The organism is Pseudomonas sp. NBRC 111143 (assembly GCF_001320965.1).
GTDB classification, from domain to species: Bacteria; Pseudomonadota; Gammaproteobacteria; order Pseudomonadales; family Pseudomonadaceae; genus Aquipseudomonas; species Aquipseudomonas machongensis.
Window position 1 is genome coordinate 1 of sequence record NZ_BCBT01000090.1, and the last position, 11,781, is coordinate 11,781.

Annotated in this window: 15 protein-coding genes; 13 read left to right on the top strand and 2 right to left on the bottom strand. The window is 57.3% G+C overall.

What is annotated here, in order from left to right:
• Nucleotides 1-181: 181 nt before the first annotated feature.
• The 5 genes from APH44_RS28235 to APH44_RS28255 all read left to right on the top strand — a co-directional run bounded on the left by APH44_RS28235 (nucleotide 182) and on the right by APH44_RS28255 (nucleotide 4,380).
• Entirely contained in the window at nucleotides 182-1,303 is a 1,122-nt protein-coding gene (locus APH44_RS28235; RefSeq protein ID WP_076611919.1) for an ISAs1-like element ISPa60 family transposase, read from the top strand.
• A 282-nt stretch (nucleotides 1,304-1,585) separates the two neighbouring features.
• Nucleotides 1,586-2,029 carry a peptide-methionine (R)-S-oxide reductase MsrB gene (msrB, locus tag APH44_RS28240; protein ID WP_003464965.1) on the top strand — a complete coding sequence of 148 codons (444 nt, stop codon included), beginning with the start codon at nucleotides 1,586-1,588 and terminating at the stop codon, nucleotides 2,027-2,029.
• Nucleotide 2,030: 1 nt separating this feature from the next.
• The gene (msrA, locus tag APH44_RS28245) at nucleotides 2,031-2,570 is read left to right on the top strand and encodes a peptide-methionine (S)-S-oxide reductase MsrA (RefSeq protein ID WP_003464967.1); all 540 of its coding nucleotides are present in this window, start codon (nucleotides 2,031-2,033) and stop codon (nucleotides 2,568-2,570) included.
• Nucleotides 2,571-2,710: 140 nt separating this feature from the next.
• Nucleotides 2,711-3,415: a glutathione S-transferase N-terminal domain-containing protein gene (locus APH44_RS28250; RefSeq protein WP_003464969.1), complete on the top strand. Its 705-nt coding sequence runs from the start codon at nucleotides 2,711-2,713 to the stop codon at nucleotides 3,413-3,415.
• A complete protein-coding gene (locus APH44_RS28255) occupies nucleotides 3,412-4,380 on the top strand; it encodes a magnesium and cobalt transport protein CorA (protein ID WP_003464971.1) in 969 nt (322 codons plus the stop codon). The genes APH44_RS28250 and APH44_RS28255 overlap by 4 nt, the downstream gene beginning before the upstream one ends.
• Before the next feature lie 204 nt (nucleotides 4,381-4,584).
• On the opposite strand, the gene APH44_RS30195 is transcribed toward APH44_RS28255, so the two are convergent.
• Entirely contained in the window at nucleotides 4,585-4,752 is a 168-nt protein-coding gene (locus APH44_RS30195; RefSeq protein ID WP_016487060.1) for a hypothetical protein, read from the bottom strand.
• Nucleotides 4,753-4,827: 75 nt separating this feature from the next.
• On the opposite strand from APH44_RS30195, the gene APH44_RS28260 reads away from it, so the two are divergent.
• From APH44_RS28260 to APH44_RS28270, 3 genes are all read left to right on the top strand, one after another.
• A complete protein-coding gene (locus APH44_RS28260) occupies nucleotides 4,828-5,841 on the top strand; it encodes a zinc-binding alcohol dehydrogenase family protein (RefSeq protein WP_002118279.1) in 1,014 nt (337 codons plus the stop codon).
• Between the two features lie 72 nt (nucleotides 5,842-5,913).
• Nucleotides 5,914-6,345 carry a heme-binding protein gene (locus tag APH44_RS28265; RefSeq protein ID WP_005006001.1) on the top strand — a complete coding sequence of 144 codons (432 nt, stop codon included), beginning with the start codon at nucleotides 5,914-5,916 and terminating at the stop codon, nucleotides 6,343-6,345.
• Nucleotides 6,346-6,403: 58 nt separating this feature from the next.
• Entirely contained in the window at nucleotides 6,404-6,697 is a 294-nt protein-coding gene (locus APH44_RS28270; RefSeq protein ID WP_010591688.1) for a DUF1330 domain-containing protein, read from the top strand.
• Between the two features lie 325 nt (nucleotides 6,698-7,022).
• Here the strand turns inward: APH44_RS28270 and APH44_RS28275 are convergent, their stop codons facing one another.
• On the bottom strand, nucleotides 7,023-7,493 hold the full coding sequence (locus APH44_RS28275; protein ID WP_003464979.1) for a hypothetical protein: 471 nt from the start codon (nucleotides 7,491-7,493) through the stop codon (nucleotides 7,023-7,025).
• A 467-nt stretch (nucleotides 7,494-7,960) separates the two neighbouring features.
• On the opposite strand from APH44_RS28275, the gene APH44_RS28280 reads away from it, so the two are divergent.
• From APH44_RS28280 to APH44_RS28300, 5 genes are all read left to right on the top strand, one after another.
• Nucleotides 7,961-8,563: a sulfite oxidase-like oxidoreductase gene (locus tag APH44_RS28280; protein ID WP_003464980.1), complete on the top strand. Its 603-nt coding sequence runs from the start codon at nucleotides 7,961-7,963 to the stop codon at nucleotides 8,561-8,563.
• On the top strand, nucleotides 8,556-9,302 hold the full coding sequence (locus APH44_RS28285; RefSeq protein WP_054895597.1) for a ferredoxin reductase: 747 nt from the start codon (nucleotides 8,556-8,558) through the stop codon (nucleotides 9,300-9,302). The genes APH44_RS28280 and APH44_RS28285 overlap by 8 nt, the downstream gene beginning before the upstream one ends.
• Before the next feature lie 453 nt (nucleotides 9,303-9,755).
• On the top strand, nucleotides 9,756-10,028 hold the full coding sequence (gene grxC, locus APH44_RS28290; RefSeq protein ID WP_005005995.1) for a glutaredoxin 3: 273 nt from the start codon (nucleotides 9,756-9,758) through the stop codon (nucleotides 10,026-10,028).
• Between the two features lie 67 nt (nucleotides 10,029-10,095).
• On the top strand, nucleotides 10,096-10,377 hold the full coding sequence (locus APH44_RS28295; RefSeq protein ID WP_003464986.1) for a DUF427 domain-containing protein: 282 nt from the start codon (nucleotides 10,096-10,098) through the stop codon (nucleotides 10,375-10,377).
• Between the two features lie 169 nt (nucleotides 10,378-10,546).
• On the top strand, nucleotides 10,547-10,813 hold the full coding sequence (locus APH44_RS28300; protein ID WP_003464988.1) for a hypothetical protein: 267 nt from the start codon (nucleotides 10,547-10,549) through the stop codon (nucleotides 10,811-10,813).
• Nucleotides 10,814-11,781 lie beyond the last annotated feature (968 nt).

An 11,781-nucleotide genomic window follows, 5' to 3' on the forward strand; every position in this document is an offset into this window, starting at 1 on the left:
AATTTTCCATCAGCGCCAACACACTAAGCAACCATCAGAAAATTTTGACTGTACGCCAAAAAATTCGCATCTACCAGCATCTAAACAGGCGTTGCAGGGCAATCGCATGAACGCCTGCCGATTTGAATGAGTCCTTTCCCAGCGGGCATCCTGAGCGCCTCTCTACTCAGGATGCCCTGCAATGTCGCATCACATACCAATCTCCGATGTTCTGGTCGCCATCAATGATCCCCGTCAGCAGGGCAAGATTCGTCACGACCTGGTCGAAACACTGGTCGTGGCTATCTGCGGCGTGCTTGCCGGCGCTGACACCTTCATCGAAATCGAACTCTGGGCTGAGCAGCGGCTGGACTGGTTCCGCCGTATTCTGAAACTACCCCACGGCATTCCCTCACACGACACCTTTGGACGGCTATTCAGCCTGATCGATCCAGAGGAGTTCGAGCAGGCCTTCCGCTGTTGGGTTGCGGCGATCCTACCGGCCCTTTCTCCGCAAGTGGTTGCCCTAGACGGCAAGACCAGTCGCCGCTCCGGCAAGAAAAACACGGCCCCGTTGCACCTGGTCAGCGCTTTTGCGGCTGATTCAGGGCTGATTCTCGGGCAGAGGGCGACCTCCCAGAAGTCCAACGAGAAGACCGCCATTCCTGAGCTGCTGGCCACACTGGCGCTTGAGGGCTGCACCGTGACGATCGATGCCATGGGTACCCAGCCGGACATTGCACAGGCCATTCTCGATCGCGGGGCGCACTATCTGCTGGCCATCAAGGGAAACCAGCCGAAGCTGGCCGAAGCGATCGATGACTTCGCTGACACCTTTTTGGACGGCGATCCTGCCCGGGTACCCCATGCGCACTTCGAGCATGTCGAGAAGGACCATGGCCGGCTGGAGGTTCGTCGCAGCCATGTTTTCGACCAACTCCAGTGCCTGCCACAGCCAGAACGCTGGCCAGGACTGCGCACTTTCGTGATGCTGGAGTCCGAGCGGACTGTGGGCAACCAGACCAGCCTGGAGCGCCGTTACTACATCAGCAGTCTTGCTCCGGATGCAGAGCGCATCGCACATGCCATCAGGGCGCACTGGGGCGTGGAGAACCGCGTCCACTGGTGCATGGATGTCATTTTTGGTGACGATCAGATGCGGATCCGAACCGGGCATGCTGCCCACAACATGGCCGTTCTCAAGCAACTTACATTGAATTTGATCCGGTTGGATCCGGTCAAGCGCAAGGGTGGCATCAAGGCACGAAGGCTGATTGCTGCAACCTCTGATGATTATCGGGCTGAACTATTAGGTCTCAGGTGAGCTTCATGCGATTGCCTTGACAGGCGTTGTTGATTATCATAAAACACTGACACTGTATTATATAATCGTGCTTTTGTGTTATTTTTTTAATATTTACTGATTACGTACTTGCTTAACCACTCAGTTGCGCTAGAATTAATAGACGCGAAATTTAAATCTCTAATTTTCCAACACTTAGTAAAACCTCGTTTGCCATCCCACTACCATTGTAGGAGCAAATCAGGAGACATAAAAAATTAGCGGTAGCGTGCCTGGCCCTCTAGATAAGTATTGGAGACTGTAATGAAGTTTGAAAAGTCACAGACAGCAATCGACCACCTGACTCCCGAGCAACACCGAATTACCCAGGAGGCGGGCACCGAAAGGCCCTTCACGGGCGAGTACAACGACAACAAGGAGCCTGGCATCTACGTCGACATAGTGTCGGGAGAGCCACTGTTCGCTTCGACGGACAAGTTCGATTCGGGTACTGGCTGGCCCAGCTTCACCAAGCCGATCGTTTCGGCAAACGTGAACGAGGTGCGGGACAGCGCACACGGCATGGTCCGGACGGAGGTCAGGTCAGTACACGCAGACAGTCATCTCGGCCATGTGTTCCCCGATGGTCCTTCCGACCGCGGCGGTCTGCGGTACTGCATCAACTCAGCGTCCCTTCGCTTCATCCCGCGCGACGAGATGGAGTCCGAGGGATACGGTGAATATCTCGATCAAGTAGAGGAGGCTTAACATGCATCAGCGCGCTGTTCTCGCAGGAGGATGTTTCTGGGGCATGCAGGATCTGATCCGCAAGCGGCCCGGCATCATCTCGACCCGTGTGGGTTACACGGGCGGCGATATTCCGAACGCCACGTATCGTAATCACGGCACGCATGCCGAGGGGATCGAGATTGTCTTCGACCCGACAGTGACGAGCTACCGGAACATCCTGGAATTCTTCTTCCAGATCCACGATCCGACGACGCTGAACCGCCAGGGCAATGATCGTGGGCTCTCCTACCGGTCGGGCATCTATTATGTCGACGAGGAGCAGAAGCGCGTCGCCGAGGATACGATCGCCGATGTGGATGCCTCGGGGCTGTGGGATGGCAAAGTGGTGACCGAGGTCCAGCCGGTCGGCGAGTTCTGGGAGGCCGAGCCCGATCACCAGGATTATCTGGAGAAGCGCCCGGGCGGCTACACCTGCCACTTCGTCCGTCCCGGCTGGGTGCTTCCGAAGCGCCAAAAGGTTGACGACGTACAGCCAGCGGCCGGGACCGCGGCGGAATAGGCTTCACTGCCGTTGCCACTGCGCCGATCCGGTCCGCAATCTTCGTGACCGCGTCGTTCAGCGACGCGGTCATCGAACCCTACTTCAGAGTGACGGCTCGTTCCAGTCAGTCGCCATCGCAACACCAGGATCGCAGATTTATGCCAGACCTCTCGTCCTTTCCGATCACGCAGCGCTGGCCGGCATCTCATCCCGATCGCCTGCAACTCTACGCAGCCCCTACGCCCAATGGCGTCAAGGTCTCGATCATGCTTGAGGAGACTGGCCTGGCGTACGAGCCCCACCTGATCGACATCTCGAACAACGAGTCGAAGGATCCGGCGTTCGTGTCGCTGAACCCGAACGGACGCATACCGGCGATCATCGATCCGGCTGGCCCTGACGGTAGACCCATCGCCTTATGGGAATCCGGTGCGATCCTCCTCTATCTGGCCGACAAGACGGGTCAGTTCATCTCCACCGAACCAGGCCAGCGTTACGAGACCCTAGCGTGGGTGTTCTTTCAGATGTCGGCCATCGGGCCGATGTTCGGTCAGCTCGGCTTCTTCCTGCGATTTGGCGGCAAGGACTATGAGGACAAGCGGCCGCAACAGCGCTTTATCGACGAATCCACGCGTCTGCTGGGGATTCTGGATCGCCGGCTGGAAGGCCGCGACTGGATCGTCGACGACTATTCGATCGCGGACATCGCGACGCTCGGCTGGGTGAATGCGCTGGTGGAATTCTACGCTGCGGGTGACATCCTTGGCCTCAGCAGCTTTTCGAACGTCCGCGCATGGCTTGGACGCGGGCTGGCTCGACCGGCCGTCCAGCGTGGCCTCCACATTCCCGCGAGGCCAGCATGAGCATCATCGCCGCCTATTATTACAACGAAGGCAAGCGAGTTCGCGAAATCGCGCTCGATGAGCACGTCAAGTTGGGCGAGAGTCGCTCGGGCTTCTGCTGGATCGCGCTTAGCGAACCCACCCCCGAGGAACTACTCGCGATCCAAAGGACATATAATCTTCATCCGTTGGCGATCGACAACGCGATGCACCCGCTGTGCCCGCCCAAGCTCGAGGTCTACAACGATGAGTTGTACGTCGTCGCGCAGACCGCCGAGCTGGTCGGCGACCGGATCAGCTACGGCAAGATGGCGATCTTCACCGGTCACAATCACCTTATCACCGTGCGGCACGGCAATGCCGGAGCGCTGGGCAAACTTCGGGAGCAACTCGAGGCATCGCCGACGCAGTTCGGCAAGGGTGTCGACTATGTGCTGCACGCGATCTTGCATCGCGTGGTCGACCAGTATCTGCCCATCTTCGAAATGATCGAGGACGACGTCCTGGCGATGGAGCGACGGTCGCTGCACGATTTCCTCGGGCCAGAAGAGGTGGCGCGAATCTTCGAACTAAGGTCCGAACTCACGCGGTTCCAGCGCACGCTCGGGGCTATGGCCGAGCTGGTGCGAAAGCTCGTTCGCGGCCACTTTCCCTGCATCAGCGCCGAAATGACACCATATTTCCACGACGTCGCGGACCATGTCCACCGCGTGCAGTCCATGGTCGACGGCCTCCTGCTTGTCCTGTCCACGGTCTTTGAGGCCAGCAGCCTTCTTGAAGCGCAAAGGACGGGGGTGATCACCCGCCAGCTGGCGGCTTGGGCGGCAATACTGGCAGTCCCGACGGCGATCGCTGGAATATACGGCATGAACTTTAAGCACATGCCGGAGCTGGACACGGCCTACGGATACTTTGTCGTGCTCGGAGTGATAGCGATATCGTGCGTTTTCCTATTTGTGCGCTTCAAGAAGGCTAAGTGGCTGTGAATACTGCCCATCGTTTTCTTCGCCGTCATCTGACGGTTACAGCGGGCCTTATACGGAAGCTTGTCCAATCCAACTCAAGATGAAGGTGCGTCCATGACATAGCAGCTGACCGACGCTCTACAAGCAGTTCAGTCCTTCATCGCCAAGGGCTAAGACCGCGAATAGCGCGTCAAGGACAGCAATCTCGTCGATCTCGAGCCAGGATCAACCATCGGTCCGTGCGGCATCTGCGTCGACGCGGCGTTTCGCCTCGGAAGCGGTGATGATGGCGATAACGCCTCCACCCTCTACGCGATCACCGATCCGGCGACCGAGCATAAGGGCCTGTTGATCGACGTGTTCGATGAAATCTGCTACCGCGACCCAGTTCAAGAGTCGGGACCTCAATGTAGAAGAAGTTGACTAACGAGCATTCGCGTCATCCGATCAAGCAAGCTGGAGACATTTATGAAAGCCATTGGTTACAAGGTTCCGGGACCCATCGCCGCGGATGCCGCGCTGGTCGACATCAATCTGCCTCGGCCTGTCGCTGCAGGATACGATATCCTGGTTGAGGTGAAGGCCGTCTCGGTCAACCCGGTCGACTACAAGGTCCGCAACAGCACGCCGCCGGCAGATGGCGATTGGAAGGTGCTGGGATGGGATGCCGCCGGGATTGTGCGCGAGGTCGGCCCCGACGTCACGCAGTTCGAGTTAGGCGACGAGGTCTATTATGCCGGATCGATCACACGGCCCGGTACCAATGCGGAGTTCCATCTCGTCGACGCCCGGATTGTCGGTCACAAACCTGCGTCGCTCTCCTGGGCGGAAGCGGCGGCGCTGCCGCTGACGACGTTGACGGCCTGGGAGGCGATGTTCGACCGCCTGGACGTGGCGAAGCCCGTACCCGGTGCGGCGGAGGCGATCCTCATCATCGGTGGCGCGGGCGGGGTTGGGTCGATCGCCGTCCAGATCGCGCGACAGCGCACGGACCTCACCGTCATCGCCACAGCCTCTCGACCGGAAACCCAAGAGTGGGTAAGAGGGCTTGGAGCTCACCACGTCATCGACCATTCTCGTCCGCTCGCGCCACAGATCGCCGAACTCGGCATCGGTGCTCCCGCTTTCGTCTTTTCGACCACACATACCGAGCAACATGTCGCCGACATCGCCGAACTGATCGCCCCACAAGGACGGTTCGGACTGATCGACGATCCCAAGGCATTCGATATCATGGTTTTCAAGCGCAAGGCGGTGTCGATCCACCACGAGCTGATGTTCACGCGGTCGATCTACGGCACGCCCGACATGAATGAGCAGGGCGAGATTCTGGATGCAATGGCAGCGCTGGTTGACGACGGCAAAATCCGCACGACGCTGACCCGGCGACTGTCGCCGATCAATGCCGCCAATCTGAAGACGGTGCATGCACTGATCGAAAGTGGCGCGGCTAAAGGCAAGATCGTCCTCGAAGGCTTCTAACGACCGCGATCGCCAAACATCTTGTCCAACCTCAAAAAGCCGAACGGGTTATGCCCCAGCGATGAGAATCCCATGACCAAATCTATTGCCACCGCCTCGATCAACCGCGAAACCGCAGTCGCCCTCATCGACGCGGCGCTCGCTGCGGCCCGTGCCATCGGCATCCCGGCTGCCGTCGCCGTCGTCGACGCCACCGGTAACCTGCGCGCGTTCGAGCGCACCGACGATGCGCCGTTCCTTACCGTCGATGTTGCCATCGACAAGGCCTGGAGTTCCGCCTCGTTTGGGTTCCCGACCCATGTCTGGAACGACTATGTGACCAACGATCCAAAAGTGGCGCCGCTAGCCTATCGCCCTCGGATGGTCGCTGTCGGCGGCGGTTATCCGATTCTGGAGGATGGGAAGTTGATCGGCGGCATAGGCATCTCCGGAGGCAACTATCAGCAGGATCAGGATGCGTGCGTCGAGGCACTCATGAAAATCGGGTTCCAGTTGCCAGCCTGACGACTGTGAGGCCATCACCGGTGGTAATGGCCAACAGATCCAACCTTTGAGAGGCCTAATGATGGAAGCGTTCGTCGTCTTTACGCGGGAAGAAACCAGCGACCCACATGCACTCGCAACCTATTCTGCAGGCGTCGGACCATCGTTCGATGGTCACGACGTTACCTTTCTCGCCGCTTATGGCGCGATCCAGCATTTGGAGGGGCCGCCCATCGAAGGGGCCGTAATCTTGCGTTTCCCGACGATGCAGGCCGCTCGCGACTGGTATGACAGTCCCGCCTACCAAACCATCGCTGCTCAACGCTTTGCCGGTTCCCGTTACCGCGCCTTTATCATTGAAGGGCGGCGGTGACATACCGACAGAAGCACTTCGGCGCTGACCACGAGGTATCGGCGTGTGAACTCGCATCTTGGGAATCTGTGGGGGGGACCAAGACAGCGGCGCTAGGGGCTCATATCGTCGATCGGATCAGAGAGTTGCTCGGCGAGAATGGGTTATCTATTGCCGAGCTGACGGAGCGGAGCCGCCCTCTCCCAACGGATTGATTCAATCGTTGACGCTCCTCCTATCCGGATCCGGGTTTTCGCACGCTGATCAACAGAGTTACAGCGCGCAACGCCTGTAGTGGGCATCAGGGGATGGGTGGCAATCAGGATGATTGCCCACCTTCCAACGATTAACCTTGCTCAAGTTGCTTCACTAGTCGCTCCGCGTCGAGATGGAAGTCCGAGAAAACAATGCTACCGCCAGCGTCGATAACCGTAAACCACGGAGTTCCTCGTGTGCGGTAGTCTTCCATGAAGGTTGGAAACGGCGAGCCGGTCGGTTGCTCGTCGTGACCGAAAACGATAGGAAGCTCATACTTGAGCTGGTTCACGCGCAACTTCTCGAAGGTATTCTCATGCGTTCCTTCGAAGACGGTCTGGATCACTGCGAACCCCACGTCTTTTGAGCTCAACGCTGCATGCAACTTTTGTAGCGTCGGAAACCCATGCAAATGGCAACCTTGGCACCAATGCTGGAAGGCAAACAAGATTTTCGGGCCGGGCCCGATATCTGACAGTTTGAACGGCGCGATACTTTCCCCATCTTTGCCAATCCATTTTTGCACCCGCAGCTCAGGCGCTTGTCGTTCGATCTCGTTCATCTGATCCTCCAACCCCGATACAGAAGCTTAGTGGATGATCGCGCGTCGCGACGGTGCGCGAACGTCCGACCTTATTTTCCCTATTTCCTGAAGCCAGAATAGATCAGATCGACATTTCGTCCTTAATATACTCAAGCTGCCGGCGAGCGCGAACTGGGCAACCATGCGCTGGTGAGCCTTGAGCTTTGCACGCTGCCCATCCGTTTGAGAGCGAACCTGCAACTTCCGCTCCGCATACCGCAGATCAGCGTACGCAGCCTTGGGGTTATCTACCCTATAGCCATTGGGTATTGGGAATCATGCTGGCCTGACGCTATGTTCGATACGCGATTTTTTACGATGATAGAGCATCTGTATCTGATTTTTAGTCGATTGGCTTATTCGGCGGATGTGCGGGCAAATGCTTTACGCAGAGTACTGAAATGAAGGCCGGCTTCGGTCTGCCGTATCGAGCAAGAGGGGTCACTATGGTCACCAGAGGTTTCACCGGTCGCGGTTCAGGCGACCAGTCCGATCGGATTCCGCCAGGTCAGCATCTGGTGGAGGATTTCCCTGTTCTGTCGGCCGGCCCTACGCCGAGGGTAGAGCCCTCCGACTGGAAATTCACAGTCAAAATTGGTCCGAAGCCCGTCAAAACGTGGAATTGGGGCGAATTCAACACTCTACCAAAGACCCAGGTGACAAAGGATATTCACTGCGTCACCTCTTGGTCCAAACTGGATACCGTTTGGGAGGGTGTACTCATTGAAGACATCCTTGCAGATGCAGAGCTTGATCGGCCTACCGATTTCGTCTTGGCGCACTGCTACGATAATTATTCGACAAACGTCCCTCTGACGGATCTGCTTTCCGGGAAAGCGATGGTCGCCCTCAGTTATGCGGGCAAGCCACTTTCCCGCGATCATGGGGGGCCGGCGCGTCTTCTAGTGCCGCACCTTTACTTCTGGAAATCCGCCAAATGGGTGAATGCGCTGCAATTCACGACGCGTGACGAGGCCGGCTTTTGGGAGCTGCACGGCTATCACATCTACGGCGATCCGTGGCGCGAACAACGATACACCCATGACTGAAAACGAAGCGCAAGTCCGTTCGTGGCAATCATGCGTGATCGACGACATCATCCAGCAAACACCGAGTATCAAGAGCTTCTTCCTTCGGTTGAGCAAGCCGTTCGCGCACACCGCAGGTCAGCACGTCGATATCCGGCTGACCGCGCCCGACGGCTACAGTGCAATGCGCAGCTACTCGATCGGGTCATCGGCAGTTTCGACCCCGATCGTCGAGATAGCTATCGAGCGCATGCCGGATGCCGAAGTTTCGCCGTTTTTTCACGACATCGCGGCGATTGGTGACGAAATCGAAGTTCGCGGTCCGCTCGGTGGCCATTTCCTTTGGCCTGAGCCTGCCATAGATCCGGTTCTGTTGATCGGGGGAGGCTCCGGCCTCGTGCCGTTGATGGCAATGATCCGGCAGCGCCGCGCATTGGCCCAAGCCGTTCCGACAGCGTTGCTCCTGTCCGCACGAACCGCCGAGGACGTTCTCTTCTCAGAAGAACTTCATTGCATCGAAATCAGCGATCCGGCGTTCGTCCTGGCGCTCGCGATTACGCGCGAGAAACCGGTTCGCGCATCGGACTTTGCGCGACGGATCGACGGCATGATGGTCCAAGAAATTCTAACCAGGCTTCAGGGAAAGCCGACGCAAGTGTTCGTCTGCGGGTCTAACGGATTCGTCAACATCGCAACCGATAGCGCGCTGCTGGCGGGCTTGGACGCCTCCATCATCAAGACGGAGCGCTACGGGGGCTAGCGGCGCGAGCTATCTCACGTCGCGCCGATCGTAGACGTGCGCCCTGGGAAGCTTTGGCGATCAACGTGAACCGTTTTGCCGAACACAGTCTTCGTACCCCCCGGCCTCTAGAACGCCTTCGCTCGCGATACCTGGCTCGACATCAAGCTCAATTTGAAAGTTCCTGCACTATCCGTCGTCCTGATATGCTCGACCAGCATGATGGGCGATTCGAGCGGGACCGCTTCCGTCCCAATCGAGGCTCGGTTACCTTAGAGCATCGGCTCGGCGCTACAGGAGGCGCGTGCGGCCTCTGCCTGGCGGTGAAAGCACTTTGGGCCATGTCGCCTGGATAGCGGCCAATCGTCAGCATCTGCTCCGATGTCGGCCAAGGTGCAGTCGCCATCTTTGAACGCCGCGAATTGGAGATCAACGCCATGACAGCGATCCGCGTGCAACTGCCGGAGATGCAATATGACAACTGATGTATTGCTGTACACCACGAATTGGTGCCCGTTCTGCCGCCGAGCGAAGGCGCTCCTCAAGGAAAAGGGCGTGCGATGGAAGGAGCTCGATATTGAGGCGGATCCGGCTCACCGGCAGGCCATGGCGGAAGCGTCGGGGCGAAGCTCCGTGCCGCAGATCTTCATCAATGGCACCCTTATCGGTGGCTCCGATGAGCTATTCGCGCTCGATGTCAGAGGCGAGCTCGACAAACTTCTCGGACGCAACCCGCCTGCCACCTGAGGAGGTGCGGCTTGGGGCAGCCAGCCCGCGAGCCTTCGCCGGTTGATGAATACAAAAGGAGAGTCCGTTGGTCTCAGCCATCTGGAAAGACACTACTATCGCCACAAGCGACGAAACAGTCATCGTCGAGGGAAATCACTACTTCCCACCGTCAGGAGTCGACCTGAGCCTGCTTGAGATGAGCCCGCACACATCTGTCTGTCCGATCAAAGGCGCCGCGCGCTTCTTTCATGTTCGCGCGGGTGACGCGCTCAACGTGAACGCCGCTTGGACCTATCCCGCCCCCACTCCGGATGCCGAGGGTATCCGGGATTACATCGCTTTCTGGAAAGGCGTGGACGTTGCCTAGCAGACTGGACGGACGACTTCGCTGATAGCCATGCGGGCGCCGACATCTCAATTATCCTGCCCACCCCGGGCCTCGTCGGCTGCAGGAATCTGCCCGGCACCTTAGCGCGACCCGGCACTGGCGGTCTCGCACCCGCCGCGCCTCTGTTCTATCAATAAGGATGGATGACATGGAGCATTCCGAGTTCGATGCCGCTTTCGCGAAGCTTGCGGAGGGATACAGAGAAGGGACTTATGAAGGCCGGCGTTTCAGCTTGATCGTCCGGCGATCTGGGGACGGACGTCGCAACAGTCTGTTCGCCAGGGAGTTGGACGGGACTGACATTGTCAGCTTCAACCTCTTCCGCGTTACATCAGATAGGACATTGTTGAAGCCGTGCGAAATGTCCGCCGAAAAGGTCGTAGCGTTCGTGCTGGAGTTCCGACCGGACACCTGACGGGCAGAAGAAGATCCCGGCCAACCGGCGCGCCTGCGACGGCCGGCTATCTAAGGCTGCGCAAGCCTATAGCCGCAGCTCATTGCACTTCGTCTGGCGAGGAATTCAACATCGATACGTCGCCATCCGCGGGGATATCGGTACAGGCGCCCGTGTAAGCCAGATTGAGAAATCCTAAGCGATGACTAACACCAATGACGCCACCCTTCCGACACATTCTATTCTTGAGGAATGCACAGCGATGGCTGTCGTCAACGCTCTGAAGATTATTCTGAAGAACAGCTACGCGATCTACCTTAAGACAAAAAATGCCACTCGGGCGCATCCCGCCCCTACTTCAGGGACTTTCACTTGCTTCTCGCTCTGTCACTCACAGCATCGGCACGCCCATGACGCATGGTATCCAGGCCTCATAATTTTCCCATATAACCTTCTTGTCTTTTGCGCACCCAGAAAGACTCGAGGCTTTAACTGGACAGATGAGCCCTCGAGGGTAGTGTTCACCTGATTGGCTTTCTCATATCTGATGTTGATTCGCACAGTGTGCCAACCAGGTGATAGTTTCAAAAAACCTGCGCTTCAGAGCGAATTAGACGATCTTCGATAAGAGCGATCCGCCTCAAAATCCAAAACATCTAACATTGTCCTAGAGCCATATTTGTACCTAGTACTATGGCGCTCCCATTAACACATTTGATGATGCACAGAAAACTTAGCTCATGATAGCTTTCAGCTAACAGCTATTCGGAAGCCCGAAAGGATTCAACCGTTTAAGCGTGAACCGTCGATTATAAATACTTTCGTAAGTTAGCTTTAAAGGACGCTTTTAGTCCTTGTAAATACGCATTACGACTCCACAGCTACCAAATCCATACGGCGCCAGCAACCATTAAAACACCCGACACTACTAAAACAATAGTAGAGGCGCGATTGCTGCCTTTCAAAGTATGACCAACACCCACATCCAT

Bases quoted from the DNA above. Each gene is read 5' to 3' on its own strand.
- APH44_RS28255 (WP_003464971.1), top strand. From the start codon at position 3,412: ATGAGCATCATCGCCGCCTATTATTACAACGAAGGCAAGCGAGTTCGC.
- APH44_RS28275 (WP_003464979.1), bottom strand. From the start codon at position 7,493: ATGAACGAGATCGAACGACAAGCGCCTGAGCTGCGGGTGCAAAAATGG.
- msrA (WP_003464967.1), top strand. From the start codon at position 2,031: ATGCATCAGCGCGCTGTTCTCGCAGGAGGATGTTTCTGGGGCATGCAG.
- APH44_RS28265 (WP_005006001.1), top strand. From the start codon at position 5,914: ATGACCAAATCTATTGCCACCGCCTCGATCAACCGCGAAACCGCAGTC.
- msrB (WP_003464965.1), top strand. From the start codon at position 1,586: ATGAAGTTTGAAAAGTCACAGACAGCAATCGACCACCTGACTCCCGAG.
- APH44_RS28270 (WP_010591688.1), top strand. From the start codon at position 6,404: ATGATGGAAGCGTTCGTCGTCTTTACGCGGGAAGAAACCAGCGACCCA.
- APH44_RS28250 (WP_003464969.1), top strand. From the start codon at position 2,711: ATGCCAGACCTCTCGTCCTTTCCGATCACGCAGCGCTGGCCGGCATCT.
- APH44_RS28285 (WP_054895597.1), top strand. From the start codon at position 8,556: ATGACTGAAAACGAAGCGCAAGTCCGTTCGTGGCAATCATGCGTGATC.
- APH44_RS28260 (WP_002118279.1), top strand. From the start codon at position 4,828: ATGAAAGCCATTGGTTACAAGGTTCCGGGACCCATCGCCGCGGATGCC.
- grxC (WP_005005995.1), top strand. From the start codon at position 9,756: ATGACAACTGATGTATTGCTGTACACCACGAATTGGTGCCCGTTCTGC.
- APH44_RS28280 (WP_003464980.1), top strand. From the start codon at position 7,961: ATGGTCACCAGAGGTTTCACCGGTCGCGGTTCAGGCGACCAGTCCGAT.
- APH44_RS28235 (WP_076611919.1), top strand. From the start codon at position 182: ATGTCGCATCACATACCAATCTCCGATGTTCTGGTCGCCATCAATGAT.
- APH44_RS28300 (WP_003464988.1), top strand. From the start codon at position 10,547: ATGGAGCATTCCGAGTTCGATGCCGCTTTCGCGAAGCTTGCGGAGGGA.